This window comes from Binatus sp. (SeqCode) (assembly GCF_050013435.1).
GTDB lineage: Bacteria > Desulfobacterota > Binatia > Binatales > Binataceae > Binatus.
On sequence record NZ_JBEKFG010000053.1, the window covers coordinates 1 to 25,323 of the forward strand.

General features: G+C 62.9%; 30 protein-coding genes. 18 read left to right on the forward strand and 12 right to left on the reverse strand.

Annotation, left to right across the window (positions count from 1 at the left end):
- Window positions 1-124 precede the first annotated feature (124 nt).
- From ABSB13_RS11390 to ABSB13_RS11405, 4 genes are all read right to left on the reverse strand, one after another.
- On the reverse strand, window positions 125-871 hold the full coding sequence (locus tag ABSB13_RS11390) for a class I SAM-dependent methyltransferase (RefSeq protein WP_428108380.1): 747 nt from the start codon (window positions 869-871) through the stop codon (window positions 125-127).
- 248 nt (window positions 872-1,119) lie between these two features.
- Window positions 1,120-1,995, reverse strand: a complete 876-nt coding sequence (locus ABSB13_RS11395) for a VOC family protein (RefSeq protein ID WP_428108383.1) — start codon at window positions 1,993-1,995, stop codon at window positions 1,120-1,122.
- A 95-nt stretch (window positions 1,996-2,090) separates the two neighbouring features.
- Window positions 2,091-2,222: a hypothetical protein gene (locus ABSB13_RS11400; RefSeq protein ID WP_428108385.1), complete on the reverse strand. Its 132-nt coding sequence runs from the start codon at window positions 2,220-2,222 to the stop codon at window positions 2,091-2,093.
- Window position 2,223: 1 nt separating this feature from the next.
- Window positions 2,224-2,880, reverse strand: coding sequence for a metallophosphoesterase (locus tag ABSB13_RS11405; protein WP_428108388.1), 657 nt, complete (start codon window positions 2,878-2,880; stop codon window positions 2,224-2,226).
- Between the two features lie 200 nt (window positions 2,881-3,080).
- On the opposite strand from ABSB13_RS11405, the gene ABSB13_RS11410 reads away from it, so the two are divergent.
- The 4 genes from ABSB13_RS11410 to ABSB13_RS11425 all read left to right on the forward strand — a co-directional run bounded on the left by ABSB13_RS11410 (window position 3,081) and on the right by ABSB13_RS11425 (window position 5,967).
- Window positions 3,081-3,887 (forward strand): RNA methyltransferase, encoded by an 807-nt coding sequence (locus ABSB13_RS11410; RefSeq protein ID WP_428108391.1) that lies wholly within the window; start codon window positions 3,081-3,083, stop codon window positions 3,885-3,887.
- A gap of 72 nt (window positions 3,888-3,959) precedes the next feature.
- Window positions 3,960-4,235 (forward strand): hypothetical protein, encoded by a 276-nt coding sequence (locus ABSB13_RS11415; protein ID WP_428108393.1) that lies wholly within the window; start codon window positions 3,960-3,962, stop codon window positions 4,233-4,235.
- Between the two features lie 28 nt (window positions 4,236-4,263).
- Window positions 4,264-4,905, forward strand: coding sequence for an alpha/beta hydrolase (locus ABSB13_RS11420; protein WP_428108396.1), 642 nt, complete (start codon window positions 4,264-4,266; stop codon window positions 4,903-4,905).
- 51 nt (window positions 4,906-4,956) lie between these two features.
- Window positions 4,957-5,967: an aspartate-semialdehyde dehydrogenase gene (locus ABSB13_RS11425; protein WP_428108399.1), complete on the forward strand. Its 1,011-nt coding sequence runs from the start codon at window positions 4,957-4,959 to the stop codon at window positions 5,965-5,967.
- Here ABSB13_RS11425 and ABSB13_RS11430 read toward each other — a convergent pair.
- The gene (locus ABSB13_RS11430) at window positions 5,964-7,259 is read right to left on the reverse strand and encodes a hypothetical protein (protein ID WP_428108402.1); all 1,296 of its coding nucleotides are present in this window, start codon (window positions 7,257-7,259) and stop codon (window positions 5,964-5,966) included. The genes ABSB13_RS11425 and ABSB13_RS11430 overlap by 4 nt on opposite strands.
- Before the next feature lie 226 nt (window positions 7,260-7,485).
- Here ABSB13_RS11430 and ABSB13_RS11435 point away from each other — a divergent pair, with 226 nt between their 5' ends.
- From ABSB13_RS11435 to sat, 5 genes are all read left to right on the forward strand, one after another.
- Window positions 7,486-8,292 carry a HesA/MoeB/ThiF family protein gene (locus ABSB13_RS11435; protein WP_428108405.1) on the forward strand — a complete coding sequence of 269 codons (807 nt, stop codon included), beginning with the start codon at window positions 7,486-7,488 and terminating at the stop codon, window positions 8,290-8,292.
- 10 nt (window positions 8,293-8,302) lie between these two features.
- The gene (locus tag ABSB13_RS11440; RefSeq protein WP_428108408.1) at window positions 8,303-8,908 is read left to right on the forward strand and encodes a hypothetical protein; all 606 of its coding nucleotides are present in this window, start codon (window positions 8,303-8,305) and stop codon (window positions 8,906-8,908) included.
- The gene (locus ABSB13_RS11445) at window positions 8,908-9,591 is read left to right on the forward strand and encodes an HAD family hydrolase (protein ID WP_428108453.1); all 684 of its coding nucleotides are present in this window, start codon (window positions 8,908-8,910) and stop codon (window positions 9,589-9,591) included. The genes ABSB13_RS11440 and ABSB13_RS11445 overlap by 1 nt, the downstream gene beginning before the upstream one ends.
- Before the next feature lie 119 nt (window positions 9,592-9,710).
- Window positions 9,711-10,253, forward strand: a complete 543-nt coding sequence (gene cysC, locus ABSB13_RS11450; RefSeq protein ID WP_428108411.1) for an adenylyl-sulfate kinase — start codon at window positions 9,711-9,713, stop codon at window positions 10,251-10,253.
- Window positions 10,250-11,425 carry a sulfate adenylyltransferase gene (sat, locus tag ABSB13_RS11455; RefSeq protein WP_428108413.1) on the forward strand — a complete coding sequence of 392 codons (1,176 nt, stop codon included), beginning with the start codon at window positions 10,250-10,252 and terminating at the stop codon, window positions 11,423-11,425. Before cysC ends, sat begins: the two co-directional genes overlap by 4 nt.
- A 61-nt stretch (window positions 11,426-11,486) precedes the next feature.
- On the opposite strand, the gene ABSB13_RS11460 is transcribed toward sat, so the two are convergent.
- The 5 genes from ABSB13_RS11460 to eutC all read right to left on the reverse strand — a co-directional run bounded on the left by ABSB13_RS11460 (window position 11,487) and on the right by eutC (window position 15,697).
- Window positions 11,487-11,882: a type II toxin-antitoxin system VapC family toxin gene (locus tag ABSB13_RS11460; RefSeq protein ID WP_428108415.1), complete on the reverse strand. Its 396-nt coding sequence runs from the start codon at window positions 11,880-11,882 to the stop codon at window positions 11,487-11,489.
- Entirely contained in the window at window positions 11,879-12,118 is a 240-nt protein-coding gene (locus ABSB13_RS11465) for an AbrB/MazE/SpoVT family DNA-binding domain-containing protein (RefSeq protein ID WP_428108418.1), read from the reverse strand. The genes ABSB13_RS11460 and ABSB13_RS11465 overlap by 4 nt, the downstream gene beginning before the upstream one ends.
- Window positions 12,119-12,200: 82 nt before the next feature.
- Window positions 12,201-13,073 (reverse strand): VOC family protein, encoded by an 873-nt coding sequence (locus ABSB13_RS11470; RefSeq protein WP_428108421.1) that lies wholly within the window; start codon window positions 13,071-13,073, stop codon window positions 12,201-12,203.
- Between the two features lie 41 nt (window positions 13,074-13,114).
- A complete protein-coding gene (locus ABSB13_RS11475; protein WP_428108423.1) occupies window positions 13,115-13,528 on the reverse strand; it encodes a nuclear transport factor 2 family protein in 414 nt (137 codons plus the stop codon).
- A gap of 57 nt (window positions 13,529-13,585) precedes the next feature.
- A complete protein-coding gene (eutC, locus tag ABSB13_RS11480; protein ID WP_428108426.1) occupies window positions 13,586-15,697 on the reverse strand; it encodes an ethanolamine ammonia-lyase subunit EutC in 2,112 nt (703 codons plus the stop codon).
- Between the two features lie 162 nt (window positions 15,698-15,859).
- Between eutC and ABSB13_RS11485 the strand changes: the two genes are divergently transcribed.
- The 3 genes from ABSB13_RS11485 to ABSB13_RS11495 all read left to right on the forward strand — a co-directional run bounded on the left by ABSB13_RS11485 (window position 15,860) and on the right by ABSB13_RS11495 (window position 17,996).
- Window positions 15,860-16,669, forward strand: coding sequence for a hypothetical protein (locus tag ABSB13_RS11485; RefSeq protein ID WP_428108428.1), 810 nt, complete (start codon window positions 15,860-15,862; stop codon window positions 16,667-16,669).
- A 22-nt stretch (window positions 16,670-16,691) separates the two neighbouring features.
- Complete coding sequence (locus ABSB13_RS11490) at window positions 16,692-16,832, forward strand: hypothetical protein (RefSeq protein ID WP_428108430.1); 141 nt, start codon at window positions 16,692-16,694, stop codon at window positions 16,830-16,832.
- A gap of 324 nt (window positions 16,833-17,156) precedes the next feature.
- Window positions 17,157-17,996 carry a class I SAM-dependent methyltransferase gene (locus ABSB13_RS11495; RefSeq protein ID WP_428108433.1) on the forward strand — a complete coding sequence of 280 codons (840 nt, stop codon included), beginning with the start codon at window positions 17,157-17,159 and terminating at the stop codon, window positions 17,994-17,996.
- Window positions 17,997-18,031: 35 nt separating this feature from the next.
- Here the strand turns inward: ABSB13_RS11495 and ABSB13_RS11500 are convergent, their stop codons facing one another.
- Entirely contained in the window at window positions 18,032-19,762 is a 1,731-nt protein-coding gene (locus tag ABSB13_RS11500; protein ID WP_428108435.1) for a S53 family peptidase, read from the reverse strand.
- A 123-nt stretch (window positions 19,763-19,885) separates the two neighbouring features.
- Between ABSB13_RS11500 and rpoZ the strand changes: the two genes are divergently transcribed.
- The 5 genes from rpoZ to ABSB13_RS11525 all read left to right on the forward strand — a co-directional run bounded on the left by rpoZ (window position 19,886) and on the right by ABSB13_RS11525 (window position 23,135).
- Complete coding sequence (rpoZ, locus tag ABSB13_RS11505) at window positions 19,886-20,080, forward strand: DNA-directed RNA polymerase subunit omega (RefSeq protein ID WP_324094404.1); 195 nt, start codon at window positions 19,886-19,888, stop codon at window positions 20,078-20,080.
- Window positions 20,081-20,187: 107 nt separating this feature from the next.
- On the forward strand, window positions 20,188-21,333 hold the full coding sequence (locus ABSB13_RS11510) for an RNA polymerase factor sigma-32 (protein WP_428108439.1): 1,146 nt from the start codon (window positions 20,188-20,190) through the stop codon (window positions 21,331-21,333).
- A gap of 87 nt (window positions 21,334-21,420) precedes the next feature.
- The gene (locus ABSB13_RS11515) at window positions 21,421-22,152 is read left to right on the forward strand and encodes a competence/damage-inducible protein A (protein ID WP_428108441.1); all 732 of its coding nucleotides are present in this window, start codon (window positions 21,421-21,423) and stop codon (window positions 22,150-22,152) included.
- A 32-nt stretch (window positions 22,153-22,184) separates the two neighbouring features.
- Window positions 22,185-22,751 carry a hypothetical protein gene (locus ABSB13_RS11520; protein WP_428108443.1) on the forward strand — a complete coding sequence of 189 codons (567 nt, stop codon included), beginning with the start codon at window positions 22,185-22,187 and terminating at the stop codon, window positions 22,749-22,751.
- Between the two features lie 33 nt (window positions 22,752-22,784).
- On the forward strand, window positions 22,785-23,135 hold the full coding sequence (locus ABSB13_RS11525) for an arsenate reductase family protein (RefSeq protein ID WP_428108446.1): 351 nt from the start codon (window positions 22,785-22,787) through the stop codon (window positions 23,133-23,135).
- 134 nt (window positions 23,136-23,269) lie between these two features.
- On the opposite strand, the gene ABSB13_RS11530 is transcribed toward ABSB13_RS11525, so the two are convergent.
- Entirely contained in the window at window positions 23,270-24,310 is a 1,041-nt protein-coding gene (locus ABSB13_RS11530; protein WP_428108448.1) for a LysR family transcriptional regulator, read from the reverse strand.
- A gap of 217 nt (window positions 24,311-24,527) precedes the next feature.
- Between ABSB13_RS11530 and ABSB13_RS11535 the strand changes: the two genes are divergently transcribed.
- Window positions 24,528-25,323: acyl-CoA dehydrogenase family protein (locus ABSB13_RS11535; protein WP_428108451.1), on the forward strand; the 796-nt coding region annotated here is incomplete at its 3' end.

Sequence of the window (25,323 nt, forward strand, 5' to 3'; positions counted from 1 at the left end):
GCCGTTGGCGGGCGCGGTCCCTTCTATCGCGTAGTCGCGAAAAGATGCGCTGCGCAGATTTTCGCGTCTTCTCACTGCGGTGCAGGGCTCAGCCCTGCCGCCCACCGCGCAGGTGATTCTTCCTTCAGCCCTGCCGCGTGGCGATGGCGATCAGGCGCTCAGCGGTTTGGTCGTAGGCTGTACCTTTCAACCGCCCGTACAGTTCGACCTTGGCGAATCCCGCTTCGAGCAGCATGTTTTCCAACTCCGCGCCCGAGTAGAGGCGCAGCCGCAGCGTCGATTCACGCCGCTGGTCGCCGCGAATCCAGGTCCATTTGCTTTCGATTCGTTTCCATCCGTCGAGCAGGCGGCGCTCCTCGAGCATGATCGCATCGCCGCGCCGGCTCCAATCGCGCGCACGAAATTTTGCGGCGAGCGTTTCCTTGCCGTTCACATCGAGGATCAAGCGGCCGCCGGGTTTGAGCGAGGTACGCAGGTTGCGCGCAACCTTAAGATCATCGGCGGGATCGTCGAAGTACCCGAACGCAGTGAAGAAGTTGATCGCGGCGTCAAACGCGTCGGGCCGGGTAAACTCGCGCATGTCCGCCTGGACGAACGCGATGCTGAGTCCCTCGGTCGCGGCAATACCGCGGGCCTTGTCGAGGAAGGCACGCGTGCGGTCCACGCCGGTGACGTCAAATCCGCGGCGCGCGAATTCGAGCGAATGCCGTCCGGCTCCGCAGCACAGGTCGAGAAGCTTCGCTCCGCTCTGGATCCCGAGCAGCCGGATCATTGCGTCCACTTCGACGCGAGCGGCCTCGATTCGCTCGGGGGTGAACATGTAGCTCTCGAATGTTTCCCAGAACGCGTCGTCATCGAACCAATCGCTCATTTTCGTGCCCCCGGCAGGGGCTGACCCCTGCACCACAGTGTCAAGGCCCGCCCGCCGATGGCGGGCGAGGCATGAAGGAAGAATCACCTGCGCGGTGGGCGGCAGGGGCTGACCCCTGCACCGCAGTGAGAAGACGCGAAAATCTGCGCAGGCAGGGGTGACCCCTGCACCCAGTGTTAAGGCCGCGCTCCGTTGTCGCGCGCGGCCCCTGCCAACGGCTTAATACTGCGCTGCCGTCGCCCCTGCGGTCAGCCCTGCCCGTCCCAGATTTGGATCAGCACGCCGAAGGCCGACTGCGGCGAGATGAAGTATTGGCGCTCGCCGCGCCAGTTGCGCCTTTCGTCCACCACCCGGACGCCGTCGCGTTTGAGCCGCTCGCAGGTCGCGTCGAAATCCTTCAGGTCGATCGATATATGATGCATCCCCTCGCCGTAGCGCGCGATGAACTTGCCGACGAAGTCGTTGTCGGTCTGATGCGGCGGGCTCGCGATGAATTCGAGCTTGAAGCCGGCCACCTCGAGATGGCCGAGCGCGAAATTGCCCTGGGAATTGCTGAGATGAGGCGCGTGGCCGATTTTCGTGCCGGGAAAGTAGCGGGTGAAAAAATCGTAGGCCGCGTTGATATCCTTGACCGCGAGCGAGACGTGATCGAAGTGGGCCAGGCCGTCGGGCGCCGGCTTGGGATGCGCCTGTTCCCAATTCGGGGTGTGCCAGAACTGGATCAGCGCGCCGAAGGCGGAGCGCGGCGAGATGAACGCGGTCGCAGCGCCTGATTCGTATTTTTGCTCGTCGACGACCCGCACGCCGCCGGCCTTGAGCCGGGCCACGATCGCGTCCAGATTGTCCGTCTCGATCGACAAATGATGCATCCCCTCGCCGTGCTTGTCGATAAACCTGGTGACGAAGCCGGGCTTGCCGGGCGGGTCCTCGATAAGCTCGACGATGAATCCGCCGAGGTGGAAATCCTGCCAGTAGAACGAGCCGCTGACCTGCTCGTCGATCGACCTGGCGTTGCGCAGCTTGATTGGAAAATATTTCGCGAAGAATTCGTAGGCGCGGTCGATAGACTTCACCGCGATCGATACGTGATCAAACCTCATCCGAGCATCGCCGGTCCCGTCCATACGCAAGCAATTCTCCCTTGGATAAAAATATGCAATCGGCCACGAGCCGCGGAGCCGCCGGCTTGCTGCGCAGCGCCCTTGAACAATCTCGCGCCCTACTTCGCGGCGCGTCCCGGCCGGAACCGCCACAGTAGCCGGAACGAGTTGCGCAGTACCAGCGGCCATGCGTTGGCGATTTTTCCGGCGTAGGTGCGAAGCGATTGATCGGCGCGCGACAAGGCAGGCACGTCAAAGAAATTCGAGCCTCGCGTCAAGCCGCCCGTCGCCGGCCCGTACCACTACGTAGCCGCCGCCCTTGAACGGGCCCGCGTTGAAAATCTGCGTCGGACCGATTCGATCGACGCCGGCGGATTCGTGAATGTGCCCCGAGATGCAAACTTCGGGCTTCACTTCTTCGATGAATTGGCGCGCGGCGGTGCTGCCAACCGGCGTGCCGCTGCGGATTCGGTCGCATTTGGTGTCGAACGGAGGCGTATGACAAACCATCAGGAGCGGCCGCACGTCGCGCACGAAGTCATAACCGGCGCGCAGCGTCGCATAGATTTCGTCCTCGCTGAGCTCGGTCGGCGTGCCGAACGGCGTGATGTTCGAGCCGCCGCATCCGAAGATCCCCACGCCGCCTTTGACCAGGCCCTTGCCATGCAGCGCAACCCCGTCGTGCTCGAGGAACGGGATCACCTCGCGCTGGTCGAGATTGCCCGACAGCGCGAGCACGTCGGGACATGCGCGGCGAACGTCGGCGAGGACCTTGCGCGCGTCGTCGACGCCGCCGAAGTTGGTGAGATCGCCGGAAAGGATTATCAAGTCGCAATCGCGCATCACCTCGCCCATCAGATCGAGATTGCGGGTCGCCATATGAACGTCGCCGAAGGAAATTATTTTCATCGGAGGAATAGATTTAATTGTAGTGAAACCCACCCCGGGTTTCACGCTTCCTTGGGCAGGGGCTGCAGCCCCTGCACCCGCAGTGAAAAGACGCGGCAGGGGTGACCCCTGCACTCAGTATTAAGAAAATCGGTACCGCCGCGGGATGAAGATGGCTCCTGCGGTTTCGCATTACCTGGAGGCTGCGCTTAAATGAGAGGATGGCGGGGCGGGAGAAATTCGCATTCGTGCTGTTCAGGCCGCAATCGGCCGGCAATATCGGCGCGGCGGCGCGAGCGCTCAAGAACATGGGCTTCGACGATCTTCGCCTGGTCGCGCCCGGCACGTTGAAGAGTCGCGAGGCGGCCGCGATGGCGGTGCATGCCGATGACGTCCTGGCGCGCGCGACGGTCTATCCCGATCTGGCGGCTGCGCTGGCGGATTGCTCGATCGCAGCCGGCACGACCAGCCGCCGCGGCGGCTATCGCCGGCGGGCGCGGCCGCTGCGCGCATCGGCGGCGGAGCTCGACGCGATTGCCGGCTCGAACAAAATCGCGATCGTCTTCGGTCGCGAAGACCACGGGCTGACTAATCGCGAGCTCAAGCTGTGCAATCGGTTGATCACAATCCCGACCGCACCCGAATATCCGTCGCTCAACCTGGCGCAGGCGGTGGTGGTCGTCGCGTACGAGCTGATGATGGCGGCGGGCGAATCGGCGGCGGCGGAGATCGAAGCCGCCCGCGCGTCGCATCCCGTAGCTGCGGCCCGAGCGCCGCAATTCGTACCCGCGGCGATCAGCGACCCGATGCTGGCGCGGATGGAGGAGGCGCTGGTCTCGATCGGATTTATTCCCGACGACAATCCGGACCATATAATGTTCGCGATCCGCGAGATTCTCGGACGCAGCGGATTGACGGCGCGCGAGGTCGAGATTCTCAACGGGATGGCGCGGCAGATACGATGGGTCGCTGAGGGTGGGCATCGGACGCTCGCCGAGAAGCGGCGCGCGGGCAAGAAATTAAGATGACTGTTTCGCGGTTTCCACGCGCGGGGGCGATAAGCGATAATCGCGATCGGTCGCGCGCGTCGTGAATCATCAATGGCCGAGATAATCGATTTTGCGGAGATCCGGGAGGCGCGGCGCAAAGCCCGCGTGCGGGGGCCCGAGCGCGAAAACCTGGAGTGCGCGGCGCAACTGATGCGCGAGAACCTGGCCGCCGTCGCCGCCGAGCTGACCGACGCGCCGCGCGGCGAGCAGGGCGAACTGTTGACGCGGGTAGAAAGGCTGGCGGCGCTGATTCGGTACGCAATGCGAATGCTCGGCGAGACGATCGACGCCGGACTGGATGGGCCGGCCTCGATTCGGTCGCGATAGGCATCGGCCTGGCGCAAGATCCCAACCGATGGACGAAGGACTGACTTTGAGAATCACCGGCGTGGAGCCGGGGGACGAGATCGCGGGCGCGCGCAAGGTGCGGCTGGCGACGACGCGCGGCTCGATCGCGCTGGTGCTGCATTCGGCGCCGGAAAAGGGGCGCGCGGCGCTGTGCGTCAGCGGCGCGATCGGCGGATTCGACGGTCCGTCGATGCTGTATCCGCACCTCGGGCTGGAGATGCCCCGGCGCGGGATCACGATTGCGCGGCTGGATTATCGCGCGCCCAACGAGTTCGGCGAATGCCTGGTCGATGCGATGGCGGCGCTGACGTTCCTGGGCGGGATTGGGCATGAGCGCGTCGCGCTGATCGGGCATTCGTTTGGCGGCGCGGTCGCGATCAACGCGGGAACGCTCAGCCCAATCGTCACGACGGTGATCGCGCTGTCGAGCCAGCTAGCGGGCGCGCACATGGCGGGCGAGCTGGCGCCCAAGCCGCTCCTGCTGATTCATGGCGGGGCGGACACGATTCTTTCGCACGAAAGCTCGCAGGCGCTCTACGAGCGCGCCGGCGAGCCCAAGACGCTCAAGATTCTGGCCGGCGCGGGACACGGATTGGCTGACAGTGAAGTATTCGAGCTGGTGAGCGACTGGCTATTGCAAAAGAGCTGAGAACTGAACCGGCTGTTCACTCGAATAACCACTTCACGATACAATCGAAAAATGGCCAGCGGACAACGAATCGCGGTGGTGGGTGCGACGGGCGCGGTCGGGCAGACCACGCTCAAAATTCTCGAGCAGCGCAAGTTCCCGATTCGCGAGCTGCGCGCGTACGCGTCGGAGCGATCGGCGGGCAAGACCGTGACGTTCGCGGGCGAGTCGATAACGGTGCGGCGGCTCGACGCCGACTCGTTCAAGGGGATCGATATCGCGCTGTTCTCGGCGGGCTCGGCGCAGTCGCGCGAGTTCGCACCGATCGCGGTCAAGGCGGGCGCGATCGTCGTGGACAAGTCGAGCGCCTATCGAATGGACCCGGACGTTCCGCTGGTGGTGCCCGAGATCAACCCCGCCGCCGCGCGTCGTCACAAGGGAATCGTGGCGTGTCCGAATTGCACGACGATCGTCACCGTGATGCCGCTCAAGCCGATCCATGACCTGGGGCGTCTCAGGCGGGTGGTCGCAACGAGTTTCCAGGCGGTGTCGGGCGCGGGCGTCAACGGGGTTGCGGAACTGCGCGAGCAGACGATGGCGTGGTCGAAGGGCGAGGCAATCAAGGCGAAATTTTTCCCGCATCAGATTGCGTTCAACCTGATTCCGCATATCGACAAATTTGTCGAGGGCGGATACACCGGCGAGGAAATCAAGCTGGTCAACGAGATCAGGAAGATCCTCGAGCAGCCCGAATTGCTGATTTCGCCGACCACGGTGCGGGTGCCGGTCTTCACCGCGCATTCGATTTCCGTCAACGCGGAGACCGAGACGAAAGTCGCGGCGGCCGACGCGCGCGAGGCATTTGCGCATTTCCCGGGGATTCGGCTGTTCGACGATCCCGCGCAGAATCGCTACCCGATGCCGATCATCGTCGAGGGACAGGACGACTGCTTCGTCGGGCGAATCCGCGAAGACCTGAGCTGCCCCAACGCGCTGAACTTCTGGGTGGTGGGCGACCAGCTGCGCAAGGGCGCGGCGCTCAACGGCGTTCAGATCGCGGAACTGCTTATCGGCGTCCGCTAGCTCTCCGGTATAAAAGTCACGCTGCCAGCCGGAATCGTGGTCACGGTGTGCCCCGTTCGCGGCGCGCTCAGCATCGCCTGAAGATCGACGATGGCCAGGTAGCTGAAGTCAGCGTTCTCCAACACAGCGTATGCCTTTTTGGTGTTGGGGCTGACATAAGCCGTCACCGTATGAGGATCGTAACCCTCCGACCAGCCTTCCTCGGGGCTCGGGGGGCTGGGCACGGTGAACGCCACGTAGTCGGGGAAGGCAGGCGTTCCGCTCCCTGAAGTGGCAGGCAGTTCGACGACGCCCTCCAGGTCGCCGCCATACTCACCGGTCACTATGCCAAGGTGCGTGCCTGGTGCGACTGCAATACCGCAGGTGCCGGCGGCCAGATTGTCAAACTCGGGAAAGTTCACAAGCTGGCTGGCGGCGTCGGTCCACGTGCCGGCGGGAGTTCCCGGCGTGAATTCCGCCTGAGTCAGATCGGCGATGAAGAGATTGCCGGTAAATTCATCGGTACCCAACGCGATGCCGGTGGTGCAGTCTTCTCCTGCCGAGTCGAACTCCGGCGCCCCCGACTCCCCAGAGACGTCATTGTTGAACACCGCAGCCGGCGAGCTGCTGATATTAACCAGCTGGTAATCCGAATCCTCATTCGGCGACAGAATCAGGTGGCGGACGGGGTCGATCGAAATGTCTTCAGAAGTCTCCGCTCCGGCAGGAATGGGGGTTTCAAAAGTGGGAGTGCCGCTCAGGTCCAGGAATTGGTAGCCACCCGGGCCACCCGTTTCCAAGCCAACCGTGATCAATGCCTTGTTGATTGACGCGTCCACCACCACGCCGCAGTTTTCGCAGTCGCCGCCTGAGAAACCTTCAGAGCCGGTCGCGCCACTGGTCAACGTGCTGGTAAGGGTCGTGCCGTTAATGAGGTAAACGTCGGTGTTATTGGCGACGCATACCGTCAGGCCGGTCGTGGAGTTGGAGGAGCAGGAGTTCGGGATGTTCGCTGTCGTAATTGTAGTCGGCGCACCACCCGTACCAATGCCGCTGCTGGTCTCAACGGGTACAACCTTAATACTGGCCGAACCTTCGCTCCCGCCCCAGTTTCCCTGTGGAAGATAGGCAGTGGCGTTCTTGCCCTGGACCAGTATCCCTATGGAACTGGACGGCAGGCATGCATTCGCAGACGTAGGCACCGAAGTGGGTTGGGCGTGACAAGAGGCGCACGGATCGCATCCCGTGCCGAGCGACAGCCCTGCGACCACGAGTAACAGAACAATAGCCAGCACCGCCCATCGAGACGTCATAGTCGATCTCCTATGCCTTTAATCCGCAAAATATGCAGTCCGGCGGCGCGAATTTCGCTCCTCCGCCATCGGATCCCCCGCACGTTGCGGCAACATAGACAAATGGCGGGCCAGTGGCAAGCGAATTGGCAGGTAAATCGGCAGAGGCCTGACCGATTGGTCCGTCGATTGACAATGCCCGCGCTCGCATATTACCGTCGGCCAACTGTCAGCGATTGCAGCTTTATTGTGTTCGCAGGATTTTTCACCAACTCCCACCAGCACTGATGGCGTTGCGGCTCTCGACGGGCGGGAGAAGCACGACGAAGTGGCAACAGAACGAATACTGATCGTCGGCTTGGGGGGACTCGGCGTTCCCGCATTGCGGGCGCTGGCGCGAGCCGGCGCAAGGCGGCTGACACTAATCGATCCCGACCCCGTCGAACTGTCGAATCTCGCACGCCAAGTGATCTATCGAAGCCGGGATACCGGCACGCCGAAGGTTGATGCGGCGGCGCGATGGCTGGTCGAGCGGTTCCCCGCGGTCAATGTGGAACGGCATCCGATTGCGCTCGAAGCGTCCAACGCGGCGCGCCTGGTCGCCGTACACGACTTTGTAATCGACGCGACTGACAGTCCGGCCACGAAATTTTTGATCAACGACACGTGTATCGCGGCGCCGACGCCGTTCGTTTATGGCGGGGTAGTCGGGATGACCGGGCAGGCGATGACGGTAATCCCGGGCGAGACGGCGTGCATCCGATGCGTGTTCGAGACTCCGCCTGATGAAAACGAAACCCAGAGTTGCCGCGAAGCGGGGATCGTCGGTCCCGTGGCGGGCGCGATCGGCGAGCTGCAGGCGGCGGAGGCGATGCGCGCCGTGCGCAGGCAAACGCCCTTGCTCTCGGGAAAAATTCTCAGCTACGACGCGTCCGGCCCGGGGCGTGTGCGGATTGCGGCGGTTAGTCCCCGCTCCGGGTGCGGCTGCGGCGCGTGGAAGCCGAAGCCGCGCGATGCGCGCGGGCGGCGCGAGTCGCAATCGCCAGGCAGGTGATGGAATCGCGATGACCCTGACTGACGCGCAAATCGAACGCTACAGCCGCCAGATAATCGTGCCGCGCATCGGCGGCCTCGGTCAGGAACGTTTGCTTGCCGCGCGGACGGTGCTTGCAGGCGACGCGCGCGATATCGAAGCGCCGCTCGCTTACCTGGTTGGCGCAGGGGTCGGAGCGATCGGCGTGCGGGTGGCCGGCGGCCAAAGTGGACTGCCCGGGGAAATAGCCGCCGCGCGCGAGCTGAACGCCGGCGTATCTGTCACTGTCGCGGATGAGTCAAAAGGCCGCGTCGATTTGGCGCTCTTGATCGTTGGAAGTGAAGCGGCGCGAAAAGCCGCAGATGAAATCGTGGGCTATCGCGAGGTGCGAGCGTGGGTGGTCGCGCGCCTCGACGCGCCGGGAAAAATCGCCGTCATCCCAGGCGGGGCGCCCGGAGCGCCAAGCGTCGATGCGTCGATGCATGCGGGAGTGGGCAGCCGCTCGGAAGCCGCGGAATTTATCGCGATGCTCGCGACGGCGGAGGCATTCAAGCTGATTGCCGGATACGCGGAAAATCCATCGCCGGCGATCATTGAGTTCGACGGTTATCAAACCAGGGTTCGGGTTCATCCGTGATGTACCAGCTCTGGATGTTCGATTTCGACAACACGATCGCGCGGCTCGAGCCCGAGGTCGATTGGGCCGGCGGCCGGCTCATCCTCGAACCGTACCTGCGCTCCATCGGCGCGCCTGACCAACTGTTCGCACGAATCCCGCGCGGCAATCTCCCGCTCTACGACGCCTACCGCACGCTCATGCTCGCGGAGATCAACCAACCCGGGGTCAGCGAAGGACTGCGCCGCGCTTCGGAGATAATCGAGAAAATCGAGCTGGCGGGAGTCGATCGCGCGCAACCGCTGGAAGGAGCGATCGAAGCGCTCGAGGCACTGAAAGAAACCGGCGCCGCCGTCGCGATCGTGACCTCCAACTCGTCGAAAACGGTCAAGCGCTGGCTGGGCAGGAACACCGACGCATCCGTTGACGCAATCGTCGGACGCGATACTCTGCTCGGACTCAAGCCGGCGCCCGACATGCTGATTGCCGCACTCGAATTGTTTTCCGTCGATCGATCGCAAGCCGCGTTTGTTGGCGACAGCGAAGCCGACCTGCTGGCCGCGCAAAGTTGTGGCGTGCGATTTTATGGAGTCGCGGCCACCGATGCCGCGCGCGATCGGTTGCTCGCGGCAGGCGCCACCGAAATCTTCGGCTCGCCGGCGGCGCTCGCGATTGGCGTGATCATGCCGGCTGCGCGCGCCTGAGCCGGCCGATCGGCGCCCAACTTCCTGGCAACCGGCAGCCTTGTTTCTTCCGATAGGATTAAGTAATTTTTAAGGTTCACCAAGTAATCTAATTCTTAAGGGAGCATCAGTTTTTGCCGATGGATCAAGGTTTTACCTTGTGGTTTACAGGCCTGTCCGGGGCGGGGAAATCCACGCTAGCCAATCTGGCTGCCGAAGAACTGCGCCGGCGGGCGCATCGCGTGGAAATCCTCGACGGTGACGAAGTCCGCACCAATCTTTCCAAGGGACTTGGCTTTTCCAAAGAGGATCGCGACATCAACATCCGGCGCATCGGGTATGTGTGCCATCTGCTGGCGCGCAACGGGGTGATCGCGATTTCAGCGGCGATTTCGCCCTACCGCGAGATTCGCGACGAGGTGCGGCGCCATCACGAGCGTTTCTTCGAAGTCTATGTCCGCTGTACGATCGACAAACTCGTCGAGCGCGACGTGAAGGGGCTCTACAAGAAGGCGCTGGCCGGCGAGATCAAATCTTTCACCGGCGTCTCGGACCCCTACGAAGAGCCGCTCAAGCCCGAACTGATCGTCGATAGCAGCACGGAAACCGTAGCGCAGAGCCTGGCCAAGTTGCTCGGACGGCTCGAGGAGCTGAGCTACGTCAGCAAGGGAGCACGGCGATGAGCGTGCGCGACGACGCAATCGCGGCTCATGGCGGCGGCGAACTGGTCGATCTGAAAGCGCCGGTCTCCGAGCGCGCTGCGCTGGCGGCGCACGGCGCGAAACTCGCGGCGGTTACGCTCAACGCGCGCGACCTGGCCGATCTCGAGATGCTCGCGTCGGGCGCGTTCTCGCCGCTCACGGGTTTCATGGGCGAGGCGGACTACATTCGCTCGCGCGACGAGATGCGGCTGGCGTCGGGAGTGCCGTGGTCGATTCCGATCACGCTCGGCGTCGATGAAACGAAAGCGAAATCACTGAAAGCCGGACAGGATATCGCGCTCGCGACCGAAGACGGCCGGCGGCTGGCGACTGTGAAGCTTGCGGAAATTTACAAAGTCGATCGCAAGAACGAAGCGCAAAACGTGTTCGGCACCGCCGAGGACGCGCATCCGGGGGCGAAGAACGTCACCTCGATGCCGCCGTACTGCCTGGCGGGCAAGCTCACGCTGATCGAGGAAATACCGGGGCGCACCTTCCTGGAATTTCCGCGCGAGCCCCGGCAGACGCGCGCGGCGTTTCGCGAGCGGGGATGGAAAAAAATCGTCGCCTTCCAGACCCGCAACCCGACTCATCGCGCGCACGAGTATATCCAGAAAGCGGCGCTGGAAATCTGCGACGGACTGATGATCCATCCGCTGGTGGGAGAAACCAAAGGCGACGACGTGCCCGCCGCAGTCAGGATGGAGACTTACAAGGTTCTGCTCGACCTGTACTATCCGAAGAATCGCGCGATGATCGGCGTGTTCCCGGCGCACATGCGCTACGGCGGCCCGCGCGAGGCGATCCTGCACGCGATCGCGCGGCGCAACTACGGATGCACGCATTTCATCGTCGGGCGCGATCACGCCGGCGTCGGCAATTACTACGGCAGCTACGACGCGCAGAAAATCTTCGAGCGCTTCGAGCCGTCCGAAATGGGAATAACGCCGCTGATGTTCGAGAACACGTTCTACTGCAAGCGCTGCAACTCGATGGCGTCGTTCAAGACCTGCCCGCATACCGACGAAGACCGCTTGATACTGTCGGGAACGAAAGTTCGCGAGATGCTGCGGGCGGGCGATGCGCCGCCGCCGGAATTCACGCGGCCGGAACTGGCGGCGATTCTGGTGCGCGCGATGCGCGAGGCAAAATAGCGCGCAATCGCGGGCACGCGCTTGCGAATTCAAGCCGGCGGTCTTCCGACCGCCGGCTTTTTTATTGGACGAGGCGAAATCCTTTGCGCCGAGCTGCCCTGCGGTCCAATGTCGCCGTGTATTCACATCCGAGTCGGGCATTCGTCGCGGCAATCAGGCTGTCCCAGAAGTCCGCGCCATCCTCGTAGTCCCGAAGGGCCACGCGAGCATCCTCGGCATGTTCAATCGAAAGTTGATCAGTATCGAACAACAGTCGGAGCGCATTAACAACAGCCGAGCGCGGCAGTTTGTAAGAGCTCTCCAGCACCCATACAACTTCTGCCAGCACCAAGCGATTGATAAAGCCGGGCTCCTGCGGCGAGCATTCATGCTCGATGAACCGAGTAGCGGCCCGCAACTGCGCCGGGTCATCGGCGACGAGGTAACGAACCAGGATGTTGGTATCGACTCCCCTCACCGCCGCGCAAATCTGCTCCTGATGCCCTCGTCCATCTGTTCAATCGTGAGTCGCCGCCGGACAGGGCCGAGCATTCCCCTGAGTTGGCGAACATCAACATTTTTTGGCGCCAACACGACCGTGCCGTCGCGCTGGATTACGAATTCAATTTTGTCGCCGGGCCGGAGCTTGAGATGGCTTCGAACTTTCAACGGGATCGTGGTTTGCCCCTTTCTCGTCAGAGTTGACGCAGCCATATTCCTTACCGCCTGTAAGATTCCTTACCCCATATAAGGATATCACAGGCGCGTCACGCGGCAAAGCCTTGAGGAAGAGGCGTCAGGACTTTAGCGCGCGCGCCGTCGCGGCGCGCCGCGCACGCTGGGGATCGCCCGACCACAGCCACGCATGCTCGGTGCGGCTCACCCCGACCAGCACGCCGAGAAATGCCGAAGGATGGATGAACAATTCCGCCAGCCCCGCCTCGTCGCGGCGATGCGCCGCGAAACGCGCTCCGCGCTCTTGCAGGCGCTTTTCGAGCGCGCCGACGTCGTCGGTCTCGACGAAAAACATGTACAGCGAATCGCCGCGCCGTTGGTGAAAACGGCCCATCGCAAGGTTGGGGTCGGTGATCTGCGTTATCTCGACGCGGTCAAGACGCGCGGGAGGATCGAACAGCGTCAGCATGCCCGTATAGCCGAAATCCTTGCTCTCGATCGGACTGAACTTCGCCGCGTCGAGGCCGAAGATGCGCGCGTAGCGGGCGGACGCCGCCTGCCAATCGCCGACGACGTTGGTGACTTCGTACGCCCACTTTATCGCGCCGACGGGCACGCGTTCGCGATGCTGCGAAATGACGGTGCGCATCCCGAACGTCGCGGCGGCGTCGAGATACAGTTGTCCCGCGGATTGCTCGAAACCGACGCCGCACTTCGTGAGATGATCCGCGGCGGCGGCGGGGTCGTCCACCGAGAATCCCGCGCCGAACAGCCCCGTCCCCCACTTCGACAGGAAACCCTGGACCGCTCCTGCCCCGTCGGGTTCGAGAATTTCGAGGAAGCTCGTCCCCGCTTGCATCGTGGTTCGCCTGGCGCCAAGCGGCGCCGCCTTGTCACGGCGGATCAGTTCCGCGCCGAAAACTTCTGCGACCACCCGCTCGGCCGCATTGCTGTCGGCGACCGCAATCTGAATTCTGTCAACGCGTTTGAGCATCGTCGAATTTTCTCCTCGCACCGTTGCCGGCAACTTGCGAATTACTGGAGCGGCGGCTCGTCGTCGGGCGGCGCGAGCACCGGCGACCCGTGATGCATCACCATGAACCATCCGTCGCCCACACGCTCGAAAACGTTGGTGGCGAGCACGTTCGAGCGTTCGGTGCCGTCGTAGCCGCGCTGGATCAGGCTTTCCTCGACGACGACGATCGCCAGGTCGCCGCTGATCGTCACTTCAATCTCGCCAAGCTCGAACTTCATCTCGAATAAGTTGCCGAGGATACGCTCCCAGCTCGACATGATCGGACCCCATCCCGAAAGTTTGCGCCATCCGGGATGGATGCAAATGATTCGCGGGTCGCGCAGCCAGACCGCTTCCATCTTTTCGGCGTCGAGACTTTCGAAGGCGTCGTAAAAGGCGCGGTTGGCGGCAATTACTGATTCGCGATCGGACATGGCTTGGTGTTTTCCAGCGTAGTTTTTCCGATGAGCACGCGCCAGTCGCGGCAGGGTTCATGGCGCCGGCGCAATTTTCTCCGCCAGCGCGGCGCCGGACGCCCGCAGCCGGATCACGTCGTCGATCAGCGCTGCGACTTTGCGCCCGGCCTGGGCGATCGGAATCCCGCCGCGATGAATGTTCGATATCACCGTGCGGTCGGGCTCGATCGATTTGAGCGTGGGCCGATAAATCACATACGCACTCAGGCTCTCGGCGGTGACCAGGCCGGGACGCTCGCCAACGATTATGCAGACCACGTCGGGGCGCAATATTTCGCCGAGATGGTCCTCGATTCTGACCCGCGCATTTCGAATGAATATCGGCTTCAGGAGCCGGTAGCGCGATGCGAGCCGCCGGGTGAGCGCGCGGATCAGCGGCGCGGCATTCTTCTCCACCGCCGCCGATGAAAGCCCGTCGCCGATGCATAGCAGCACGCTGGGCGTCGCCGCTTTGCCGCGCCCGCGCGGCGCAAGACGCGCGACCCGAGCAGCGTCGACGGCGTCAAGCCGCCGGCCGCGCTCCGGATAGCGCAAATAATCTTCGCGCGTGAGCGCCTGCGAGTGAACTTCGAGCAGGCCATTGCGCCGCGGCCAATCTCGCGCGACCAGCGTCATGACCGCGTCGACGGCGCGCGCGTGATCCGCCTGCACAGAGAGCATCGCGGCCGTCGTGTAGCGCGGACCCGCGCGTCCCACGTCAAGCCGCGCGGGTGTCGCACGGCGCATCGCGTCGAAATCGGCGTCACCGGGTGTCTTGCTCGACGAATCCATCAGCAGCCTCGCGTCGCCGGCGCGCGCCGTGAGACGGCCGTCGCTGAGAATTCCTCGCCGCTCGCACCAATCCTCGAACTCCGGCGCGGTACGCAGCTTGAGCAATGCCCTCAGCGCCGCGGCGTCGTGATAGCTGGTGGATTGATACGAGAGCATCACGTCGTCGCCCATCGGCACCGCCATGAAGTAGTTGCATCCCGCCGACGCGAGCAGCAGCGCCAGATTTTCGCAGTCGTTCTGTTCGGCGCGAGCGTGATTGGTGTAGCATGCGTCGGCCCCGTGCGGGACTCCGAGCAGCTTGCCCATCAGATGATCCTCGAGGCCGGCCCGCGTGATCTGTTTCGCATCGTAAAGATATTCGGGGCCGATGAATCCCACCACCGTGTTGACCAGCAGCGGCGCGTAGCGGCGCGCCAGGCCGTAGCATCGCGCCTCGAGCGTGACCTGGTCCGCACCCTGGTGCGCATCGGCGGACAGCTCCGAGCCCTGCCCCGTTTCGAAGTACATCAGGTTCGCCGCGCGCAGCCGGCCGGTCTCGCGAATCATCGCGTAGCCTTCGTCGAGCATCGCGACCGTAATCCCGAAACCGGTGTTGCCATTCTCCGTCCCCGCCAGGCTCTGGAACATAATGTCCATCGGAGCGCCGGCCTCGAGCGCGCGCATCTGCGTCGTGATATGGCCGAGCACGCAGTTTTGCGTCGGCACTCCGGTGCGCTCGATGATGTCGGCGGTGAGTTCGAGCAGTCGGCGGATGTTGTCGGGCTCGTCGATGCACGGGTTGATTCCGATGAGTGCGTCGCCGGTCGCGTAGGCCAGGCCTTCGTAGATGGCGGCGGCGATGCCGGTGAGATCGTCGCGCGGATGGTTGGGCTGGAGGCGCGTCGAGAGCCGGCCCGCCAGCCCAAGCGTGGTGCGCGCCCGGGTGACGACGCGAATCTTCGACGCAATCGTGATCAGATCGAGATTGCTGCATAGCTTGGCGACCGCGGCGGCAATCTCCGCGGTGATTCCGCGTCCGGTCGCGAGGATCGCGTCGCCGGTCGTCGCGTCATCGAGCAGCCATTCGCGGAACTCGCCGGCCGTCTGGTTGCGCACGGCGGCGAATGCGTCGCGGTCCATCGCGTCGTCGATCACGCGCGTCACTTCGTCGCGATCGTAGGCAGCCACCGGGTTCTCGCGGAGATCGTTCAACGTCAGATTCGCAAGCACCGTCTTGGCTGCGATTCGTTCCCGTTCGGAGCGCGCGGCGATTCCCGCAAGCTCGTCGCCCGAGCGCGCTTCGTTGGCGCGCGCGAGCAATTCTTTGACCGAGCGGAAGCGGTAGGACGTGCCGAGCAGTCGCGTCGAGAGTTTCATTGGCGTTGAGCCAGCGTAACGCGAGCGGATAGTAAGTGGAAAGAGACCCGATAGCCGCGCCGCGAGAACGGTTACCGCTGTGCCCGGATACCGGGGGGATCATCCCGACCGCCGGGCGCGGTAGCGCGCGCCGCATCGCCGCCATAAGATATCACTTCGCCTATGAGACCGATCCGCCTGCCGGCCACCACCATCGCTCTGCTCGCATCCGTCTCGATTGTCGTGACGATTGCCGGCGCGGCGCAGACCGGGAACCTGAAGCTCGATGTACTCGGCGAAGAGGGCGCGGGCGCGAAAAATCCCGCACACTTGATCGCGGCCAACGGCAAAGAGGCCGGCCAGGTCACGCCCGGCTCGTCGGTCGCGCTGGCGCCGGGCGAATACAAACTGGTGATGCCGATCATCGGCGGCCAAATCGTCAAGGACGGCGTCCAGATCGAGGCCGGCCGCACTCACACCGTGCTCATCGATAACGTCGCCGTGCTCCAGGTCAGCGCCAAGGACAAGACTGGTGTCGATCCCGGCTTCGGCGTGACCGTGACCACCACCGACATTCCGCACGCGAAGGTCGCCAGCTTTATTTCAGGCGACAAATATCTGTTCGCGCCGAGCGAGGTGGACGTGCACGTCGATGCGCCCCCGCAAGGCTACGACTGGCACGCGGTGGCGCTCGCGCCCGGCCGTCACGCGCTGCTGACGCTCAGCGAAGTTGTGAAGGCCGACCTGGTGGTGCAGACCGTGATGTCGAAGATTCCGTTCGACAACTCGACTCGCGTGGTAATCTTGCGCGCGGGTACGCAGACCAAGGTCGCCGAGAGCGATCCGGGCAGCGAGCATCGCTTCAAGCTTGACCCGGGCGACTACGACGCTTATGTGGAAAATCGGTCCGGCAAGGGCAAGCCCTACGTGACTTCGGCTGGAATCCATCTCGACTCTGGTGCAAAGGTGGAACGGACGGTCCCGCTGGACTAAGTAAGAAGAGAAGAGAGGTTAGATGGCAAGCGAACGGCAAAAAGAAATCAAGCGGCGGCGCAAACGGAAAAAATCGAGACTGCAGGCCAAGACCCGGGAGGCGCGCAAAAAGACCCGCAAGAAGCGCTCCTCAACGTCTGCGACTAAAGCTATAGTGGACTAGCCTGCGTCCGACGTTTGCCTGAATCGGGCGCTTAGCGCGCGCCGCGCAGAGGAGCGACGGGAGAACTTAATTGTATGCGGAACCCTCCTGGGTCCCGCACCTCCTTGGGCAGGGCTGAGCCCTGTACCCAGTCTCCATCGCGAAATCCCGAGGACGGTCTTTCGCTCTCGGCCTTGAGAGAAAAGGACGCTTCGGCGGACTTTTCGATTAACAGTGGGTGCAGGGCTCAGCCCTGCTAGAACTTTTTTGTGTCATCCTGAGCGCAGCGAAGGATCTCGCGCGCCAGCGCGTTTCGCAATTGAACGATTGAAAGGAAAAGCTCCCATGCAAGTGAAGCACCCAATCCGATTCCCGTTGTATGCCCTGCTTGCTCTGTCGATCGTTGCGCTCTCACCGATCCCGGCGGCGAGAGCGGCCGGCGATGACGCCGGCACGCAGTCCGCGCTTGCTGCGGCGATCGCCGGACCGCAACGCTCCCAGCCAAATAGGGCCCGCGACAAATATCGCCATCCGATGGAAACGCTCACTTTCTTCGGGATAAAGCCCACGATGACGGTGGTCGAGATCTCGCCCGGCGCCGGTTGGTATACCGAGATCCTGGCGCCCTTGCTCAAGGACCACGGCAAGCTCTACGAAGCTGTTGGAGGAGGCCCGGGCGCCAAGACCTTCCAGGACAAGCTCAAGGCCGATCCCACCGACTATGCCCAGGTAATCGTGACCACGCTCAAGCCGCCGGCCGAAACCGACATCGCGCCCGCAGGCTCAGCCGATATGGTCTTGACGTTTCGTAACGTTCACGACTGGCTGGCGCATGGCAACACGCAAGACTACTTCAAGGCGTTTTACCGCGCGCTGAAACCCGGCGGAGTCCTGGGAGTAGTCGACCATCGCGCCGATCCGTCGCAGCCGCAGGATCCCATCGCCAAGAACGGATATGTGCGCCAGGACTATATGATCCAGCTCGCGCAACAGGCCGGCTTCAAACTGACGGGCGCCTCGGAAATCAATGCAAACCCCAAGGACCTGCGCGACCATCCGGTATGGTATCTGCCGCCGACCTTGCGCCTGGGTGAAAAGGATCGCGACAAGCATCTGGCTATCGGTGAGAGCGACCGGATGACGCTCAAGTTCATCAAGCCGCCGACCGAGGCCCAGCCGCATTGAAGCGCGCCGTCCCGATTTGAGCTGTCAACCGCCTGCTACGGGGACGGGTACGCAAGGACGAACAGACCCATATCGACGGTGCCCCAGCCACTGGCTTTGTCATAGCCGGGACCTGCGGAAAATCCGGTGACTCCGTTGAAACTGTTGTTGCCCGACGTCACGTCGCGAATCCCGGTCGTTGCGCCGTCGTTCTCCACGCCGAGTTGATAGATTCGCGTGTTGAGATTGCCGACCCAAGCGCCCGCTTGCTGCGAGATCAGCTGGCTGATGCCCGCCCATGCCGGTGCGCCGATACTGGTGCCGCCCTCGCAGCATTCGACGGCAGGCTCGTCGCTGCCGTTGCGGCTGCCAAAGAAGAAACCGGGCGATCTGGGACTGGCGCCAAACGAGATGTCGGGAACGTCGCGCTTCTTATCCTTGGGAATGAGCCCTTTCTGAAACGCGGGCTTCTTGAAGACCTTGCTCTCGCCGCCGCCGGCCGCGTAGCCGTCGTCGTTCCACACGCTTTCTGAAACGAAGCCGACGTCGCTGCCATCGATGTCGTAGACAGGCGTGAACTCGGTGCCGCCAATCGCGGTCACGTATGGCGACGCTGCAAGTTCACTGACTTCGCGCGTCGTGCCGGGTACGCACTCATTCTGCTTTGCACTGAATCGCAGCCCGGCTGCGCCTTTGTCGCCAGCCGCGACGAACACGGACTGACCTTGCGAAGCCGCCTGCTTAAAGAAATTGTTCTGGGTTCGGTAGGAGCCAGCCGAGACGCCGCAGAATGAGAAGCTGATGCTGATCGCACTGCACGGGCTGTTCTTTTCCCTCACCGCCGCATGGATTGCGTCGAGAATGGCCGACGAAGACTTGGTGGTGTTCTCATCGCCGAGATAGATGCGGATGCTCGAACCGGGCGCGACGGCGTGCGAGTAGTTCACGTCAACCATCGTTTCGACTTCGTCCGCGTTCTGGCCCGGGTCGGTACCATCGACCAACTCGGTACTGAAGTTAGCGGCTGACAGCGCGGGCAGGCTGAACTGGGAGTTGAATGCGTTCGCGGCATCTTCGTCGATGTTCGAATCCTCGACGACCGCGATGCATCCGGTGCCGCTGCCGTCGATTCCATCATTCAACAGCGGCGTTTCGTCGTAGAAGGTATAGATGTCGGCAGGACCGAAGAACGGCCCGATACTACCGACGATCGCGTCGGGCGAATGGGCGCTGGAATCACGCTTGGGCACGCGATGCACCGCAGGCTTGCTGTGCAGCAGGTTGTCGAGCCCGTTGATCGATTCGATTAGCGGCGCGAGGTCGGCGGGTACGGCGGGATCGGCGGTGCTGGAATACAGACGGCCGTCGGCCGTCGCGGCAATCTTCACGGCGAAAGCATTTTGCGCCTGCGCCACCGTGGCGGTGAAAGAGACCTCCCGGGTCGAGGCGTCGGCAGACGTGACGGTGAAACCGCTTTCCCTGAGCCATCGTGCGACTCGCGCAAGGTCGCCGTCCGTGGGTCCGAAACGGCTGGTGAACTCATCGGGAGTCAGCCACCGACGGTATTGCGATGACGCCGGGTTCTGCTGATCGGCAAGCAGGCGCGTGAGTTCAGCGCCATTGCGCAACGCCATCGTGAGATGCATCGCGAGCGGCCGCGAAGGTGACGCGGCGGCCGCGCCCACAATCTCGGCGGCTTCGTCGGGATGGTTGCCCGCGAGGATCGTGGCCGGATCGCCGGCCGCGGCGGGCCGTGCGGCCGCGACGATCAGAGCGAGTCCTGTCATCAGGATAAAATGGCGTAACGCCCCAAACCTGCCCATCAAACTTGCGGAGCCTCCGTACCGTTCCAGCGTACCGATGGCAGGCGCGTTGACAAGAGGCGCGATGCACCGGAGAATTGAGGCCTAATGGCACGAATTACCGTTGAAGATTGCCTGGAGAACATTCCCAACCGCTTCGAGCTCGTGCTCGGTGCGGCGCGGCGCGCCAAACAGCTGCTCAAGGGCGCGCGGCCACTGGTGGAATCGGACAACAAAGAAGTAGTAACGGCGTTGCGCGAAATCGCCGCCGGCAAGGTCACGATCGAAGAACCCGACGCCTGACCGGGCACGATCGATTCGACAAGAACCGACACAGCTCCGCGCCGCCGACGGCTCGAGCATTGGTGTCCGCATCTCGTGCCAGCGTGTGGTAAAGCTGGAGCCAGCCTGTGGCGCGCAAACCCGGCAAACCGATCCGTCGCAAGCGCACAACGCAAGCGAAACGCGCTAGCATCGCGGGCGTCGAGGCTCGTCGCGCCCGCGCGATTGCCGAGCCGATCGCAGCTGAAGAGTCCGAATTGGATCTCGTCCCCGAAGCGGGCGCCCGCGAGGAAGCTGCCGGTGATGCGCCGATCGAAGTCTCCGAGTTTCATCCGATAGAAAGTACCGACGACGAACCGCCGCTGCGGACCGATCAGGAGCCCGCCGAGATTGAAGCCGGCGCCGCCAAGGACGGCGGCGCGATCGTAGCCGCCGATCCGCTGGGCCGCTACCTGGCCGAGATTCGCCGCTTCCCGCTGCTGACGCGCGAGGAGGAGGCGGTGATCGCGCGGCGCTACGTCAAGGACAAGGATCCCCAGGACGCTTACCGGCTGGTCACCGCCAATCTGCGCCTGGTCGTGAAACTCGCCTACGATTTCGCGCGCGCGACGAAAAACGTGCTCGACCTTATACAGGAGGGCAACGTCGGCCTGATGGAAGCGGTCAAGAATTTCGACCCCGAACATGGAATCCGCTTTCCGTCCTACGCGGTGTGGTGGGTGCGCGCGTATATCTACCGCTACCTGATCAACAACTGGCGGCTGGTCAAGATCGGCACGACGCAAGCGCAACGCAAACTGTTCTTCAATCTCCGCAAGGAGACCGAACGGCTGGAGCGCGAGGGATTCACTCCGCAACCGCTCCTGCTGGCGCATCGGATGGGTGTGCGGGAAAGCGACGTGCGCGAGATGCAGGAGCGGATGGGGCAGAGCGAGCTGTCGCTCGATCAACCTGCCGGCGCCAGCGATGATACGCGGCTGCTCGACGTAATCCCCGACGCCGGGCACAACCCGGAAACCGAAACCGCCGACCGCGAGTGGCGCGACTTCGCCCACGACAAGGTCGAGCAATTCGCGGCGACGCTGGCGGGCAAGGAGCTGGAGATTTTCAGGGCGCGGCTGCTGTCGGAAGATCCCGACACGCTGCAGGTGATCGGCGCGCGCTTCGGAATCAGCCGTGAGCGCGTGCGGCAGATCGAAACGCGGCTCAAGCGCCGGCTCAAAGAGTTTATCGAGGCGTCGGCGCCCGACGTCGACGACGCGGGCCCGTCGTAGGCGCCGCTGGTTTACCCCATTGCCGCTGATAGCCGCCGCTTGCGATAATGCGGTTCGAGGCGGATCGCGCAAGGAGCCTGCAGTCGAATGCGAGAACGCAGTTGCGCGCTGGTTGTGGTGGGTAACGAAATCCTTTCCGGCAAGGTCCAGGATTCCAACGCGTATTTCGCGGCTCGCGAGCTGCACAAGATCGGCGTCGCGCTGGCGCGTATCGCAACCATCCCGGACCAGCTTGCGCCGATCGCCAGCGAAGTCTCGTACTGCGCACGCAACTTCGATTTCGTGATCACTTCGGGCGGCGTCGGCCCAACCCATGACGATCTTACGATGGAAGGCGTCGCGCGCGCGTTCAACCGGCGTCTAGTGGTCCATCCCGAGCTCGATCGCCTCATCCGCAAACATTTCCACGAGCGCTCGCTCGCCGCAGGCCTCAAGATGGCCGAAGTGCCCGAGGGCGCGATCCTCAACGAAGCCGGTGACGTCCGTTTTCCGACCGTGCAGATCGAAAATGTGTACGTGCTGCCCGGAATTCCGCAACTGTTCGAGGCCAAGCTGCGGGCGCTGAGCAGCCGTTTTGCGACCGACCCATATTTCATGCGCGCGATTTACCTGACCGCCGGCGAGGGCACGATCACCGATCACCTCAACGACTGCATGCGCAATTTTCCGGAGTTGATGCTGGGCTCGTATCCGCGGATCGGAGATCCCGGCTACCGCGTGAAGTTGACGCTCGAGTCGAAGAACGCCGAATATCTCGAGCGCGCGTTTCGTCATTTGATGGGGCTGCTGCCGGCCGAGGCAGTGGTAAAAACCGAGTAGCAATTTACGCCGACGTGGTGGTGGAGGAAATCATGAGGAAAGGAAATTTCAGATTCGCCGTGATCGCGCTGGGATTGTCGGTGATGCTCGCGATGCCGGCCGGTCCGCTCGCACAGTACGCCGCGGCACAGACGCAGCCGGCAGGCGCTCCGGCGCCAGTGCAGGTCCCGCAGCCGCAAGAGGGCGGCGTCAACTGGCCGGGCGCGGGTTACGGCGCGGGCGCCTTGATCTTAAATCTTATCTATATCCCGGTCAAGATGACTTACGCGATCCTCGGCGGCATCGTCGGCGGCGGAACTTACCTGGTGACCGGGGGCAACAAGCAGGCGGCCGACACGGTTTGGCGCAGCGCGTTCGGCGGCGACTACGTGCTGACGCCGCAGATGCTGGCCGGCCAGCAGCCGATCAACTTCAGCGGGCCGACCGAGACCCCGCCTGCAGGTCCCAAGACAAGTTCATCGTCGGGCAGCGTCGCGCCGATCGCGCCGCTTCCGCAGGCGGGCTCCTCCGCGAGCGCATCGTCGCCGGCAGGCGGGCAGCCGCTGGATCACGGTAGCGGCCCCGCGGGCGCGGGCGTGCCAAACTCGGACATCGAGTAGCAGAGCAAAGCGCCGGGACGTGAAAGGTCACGCATGAAGAGGATTCGTTTTGTCTGGAAATCCACCTGCACGACTTGCCGCGAAGCGCGAAGCTTCTTGCGCAAGGATCTCGGCGCGGAGCTCGACGAGCGCGACTACGCGCGAGTTCCTCTCAGTGCGGCTGAGCTGAAGGATCTGTTTGCGGGCCGCGACCCGCGCGATTTTCTAAACCCGCGCAGTCCGGCCTTCAAGGCGATGGGCCTGGCGGGTAAATCGCTCACCGTCGAGCAGGCGTTCGCGCTGATGGTGAAGGAGCCGAATCTAATCAAGCGGCCGATCATCGTCGCGGGCAAACAGCTGATCGCAGGCTTCGATCGCGACCGCCTGCGTGCCGCACTGAAGTAGCGCCCCGCGGAGAGCGCGTACCTCGTGTGCGGGTGTGCAATAGCTTGGCCGCGAGACTGCGCGCACGCGGAAGGGAAACAAAAACGGCCGAGTCGTCGCGACCCGGCCATTTGTCGTCAAAGATTCAGTCGCGATTATGCCGTCTTCTCGGCCTTGTCGGGTTTCTCGGTTTTCTCGGTTTTCTCGGCGCGATCCGAGTTGTTCGCGTCGTTGTTTCGCTCGGCCTTATCGCCGCGTGGCGCGCGCTCGGCCCTATCGCCGCGAACGCGGGGCACGACGTTGCTGGTGGTTAGCGCCTCGATAAACTTGCGGACCGCAGGCGAGAGCTCGCGGCCGCGCTTGTAGATGATCGCCAGCGGACGCAGGAAGCTCCCTTCCTGGAACTCGAGCATCCGCAGAGTGCCGCGCGCGACCTCGTTCTCGACCGTCATCCGCGGCACGATTGCGCATCCAAGACCGATCTCGACGGCGCGCTTGATGGTCTCGATGTTGTCGAATTCGAGCGCGTAGATCGGCTTGACGCCGTACTGGCGCAGGATTCGATCGGAAGCCTTTCGGGTCGGGATATCGCGCTCGTATCCGACAAACTTCTGACCCTGCAACTGTCCGACACTTACCTTCGACTGCTTGGCCAGCGGATTGTCGGGCGGCACGGCGAGCACTAACTCGTCGTGGCGAAACGGCACCGAGACGATTTGGCTGCGCTTGGAAGGATAGGCAACGACGCCAAGATCGACTTTGCCCTCGATGAGATCTTCGTAAATTTTGTTCGAGCGCAGATACTCGAGATGTACATTGACGGCCGGATAGTTGCGCAGAAATTCGGACAGGTACGGCGGCAATTCGTGCAAGCCCACGCTGTAAACGGTGCCGACGCGAATCGTGCCCGCGACCACCGAGCCGATTTCACGCAACCGGTTCTCCAATTCCAGGAAACGGCGCACGATTTCCTTGCTGGAGGTGTATAGAATCTGTCCGGCCGGCGTGGGTTTGACTCCGGCTCGTCCACGTTCTATCAATCGGCAGTCGTACTTCTCTTCGAGGCTTCGGACCTGCTGGCTGACCGCCGATTGAGTGACGAAGTTTTGTGATGCGGCATAAGAAAAGCTTCCGCTCTCGATTATGTCGCAGAAGACCTTTAGCGTTTCGATGTGCATATTGCCGACTTGGGGCATAAGGCTACGTGATAGTTAAATCTGATGCAAGTAGTAGCGGTGATAATTCGCCCTTGAATCAACCGGCGGTAGGAACGCGCGTGGATCGAAGGCGCACGACGGCGGCGGGCATGATTTTGCCGATCCAGAGGATAGCTCGACGTGGCCAGGCCTTGACGGCGGCCGGTCTCCGCAATTTCGCAATAAAACACGTTTCAAAAATCGCATGGAGCGCAAGATGCCAGATTTATTAAGAGATCTCGATTTTTTTCACCTCGACGACCTGCTGACCGATGAAGAACGGATGGCTCGCGACACGGCCAAACGTTTCGTCGATCGCGAAATTTTGCCGCAGATCGAGCGCCATTTTGCGAGTGAAACCTTCCCAATGGAGCTTGTACCGCAAATGGCCGAGCTTGGAATGTTTGGCGCCAATCTCAAGGGTTATGGATGCGCCGGGATGAATAACGTCGCGTACGGCTTGATCATGCAGGAGCTCGAAGCGGGGGACTCGGGGCTGCGCTCGTTCGCGTCGGTGCAAAGCGCGCTTTCCATGTACGCGATTTATGCAAACGGCAGCGAGGAACAGAAGCAACGCTACTTGCCGGAAATGGCCAAGGGAAAATTGATCGGCTGCTTCGGTCTGACCGAGCCTGACCACGGCTCGGACCCCGGCGGGATGGAAACGCGGGCGCGGCGCGATGGCGACGGATGGATCCTCAACGGGACCAAGCGATGGATCACCAACGGCTCGATCGCGGACGTCGCGATCGTGTGGGCGAAGGTCGACGAGGGTATCACCGGGTTTCTCGTCGAGAAGGGGACGCCGGGATTTTCGACGCGCGATATCCACGGAAAATTTTCGATGCGCGCGTCGATCACTTCGGAATTGATTTTCGAGGACGTACGAATTCCCGCTACCGCTCATCTGCAGAAAGCGCGCGGGCTGAAGGGTCCGCTCGGATGCCTGACGCAGGCGCGCTACGGAATCGCGTGGGGCGCGATCGGCGCGGCGCGGTCGTGTTTCCATTGCG

Coding starts and splice junctions, on each gene's coding strand:
- ABSB13_RS11465 (WP_428108418.1), bottom strand. CDS start 12,118: ATGGCTGCGTCAACTCTGACGAGAAAGGGGCAAACCACGATCCCGTTG.
- ABSB13_RS11395 (WP_428108383.1), bottom strand. CDS start 1,995: ATGGACGGGACCGGCGATGCTCGGATGAGGTTTGATCACGTATCGATC.
- ABSB13_RS11530 (WP_428108448.1), bottom strand. CDS start 24,310: ATGCCCCAAGTCGGCAATATGCACATCGAAACGCTAAAGGTCTTCTGC.
- ABSB13_RS11475 (WP_428108423.1), bottom strand. CDS start 13,528: ATGTCCGATCGCGAATCAGTAATTGCCGCCAACCGCGCCTTTTACGAC.
- ABSB13_RS11520 (WP_428108443.1), top strand. CDS start 22,185: ATGAGGAAAGGAAATTTCAGATTCGCCGTGATCGCGCTGGGATTGTCG.
- ABSB13_RS11470 (WP_428108421.1), bottom strand. CDS start 13,073: ATGCTCAAACGCGTTGACAGAATTCAGATTGCGGTCGCCGACAGCAAT.
- ABSB13_RS11425 (WP_428108399.1), top strand. CDS start 4,957: ATGGCCAGCGGACAACGAATCGCGGTGGTGGGTGCGACGGGCGCGGTC.
- ABSB13_RS11515 (WP_428108441.1), top strand. CDS start 21,421: ATGCGAGAACGCAGTTGCGCGCTGGTTGTGGTGGGTAACGAAATCCTT.
- ABSB13_RS11430 (WP_428108402.1), bottom strand. CDS start 7,259: ATGACGTCTCGATGGGCGGTGCTGGCTATTGTTCTGTTACTCGTGGTC.
- eutC (WP_428108426.1), bottom strand. CDS start 15,697: ATGAAACTCTCGACGCGACTGCTCGGCACGTCCTACCGCTTCCGCTCG.
- ABSB13_RS11525 (WP_428108446.1), top strand. CDS start 22,785: ATGAAGAGGATTCGTTTTGTCTGGAAATCCACCTGCACGACTTGCCGC.
- ABSB13_RS11415 (WP_428108393.1), top strand. CDS start 3,960: ATGGCCGAGATAATCGATTTTGCGGAGATCCGGGAGGCGCGGCGCAAA.
- ABSB13_RS11485 (WP_428108428.1), top strand. CDS start 15,860: ATGAGACCGATCCGCCTGCCGGCCACCACCATCGCTCTGCTCGCATCC.
- ABSB13_RS11445 (WP_428108453.1), top strand. CDS start 8,908: ATGTACCAGCTCTGGATGTTCGATTTCGACAACACGATCGCGCGGCTC.
- ABSB13_RS11420 (WP_428108396.1), top strand. CDS start 4,264: ATGGACGAAGGACTGACTTTGAGAATCACCGGCGTGGAGCCGGGGGAC.
- sat (WP_428108413.1), top strand. CDS start 10,250: ATGAGCGTGCGCGACGACGCAATCGCGGCTCATGGCGGCGGCGAACTG.
- ABSB13_RS11405 (WP_428108388.1), bottom strand. CDS start 2,880: ATGAAAATAATTTCCTTCGGCGACGTTCATATGGCGACCCGCAATCTC.
- ABSB13_RS11390 (WP_428108380.1), bottom strand. CDS start 871: ATGAGCGATTGGTTCGATGACGACGCGTTCTGGGAAACATTCGAGAGC.
- ABSB13_RS11495 (WP_428108433.1), top strand. CDS start 17,157: ATGCAAGTGAAGCACCCAATCCGATTCCCGTTGTATGCCCTGCTTGCT.
- ABSB13_RS11440 (WP_428108408.1), top strand. CDS start 8,303: ATGACCCTGACTGACGCGCAAATCGAACGCTACAGCCGCCAGATAATC.
- ABSB13_RS11410 (WP_428108391.1), top strand. CDS start 3,081: ATGGCGGGGCGGGAGAAATTCGCATTCGTGCTGTTCAGGCCGCAATCG.
- cysC (WP_428108411.1), top strand. CDS start 9,711: ATGGATCAAGGTTTTACCTTGTGGTTTACAGGCCTGTCCGGGGCGGGG.
- ABSB13_RS11500 (WP_428108435.1), bottom strand. CDS start 19,762: ATGACAGGACTCGCTCTGATCGTCGCGGCCGCACGGCCCGCCGCGGCC.
- rpoZ (WP_324094404.1), top strand. CDS start 19,886: ATGGCACGAATTACCGTTGAAGATTGCCTGGAGAACATTCCCAACCGC.
- ABSB13_RS11490 (WP_428108430.1), top strand. CDS start 16,692: ATGGCAAGCGAACGGCAAAAAGAAATCAAGCGGCGGCGCAAACGGAAA.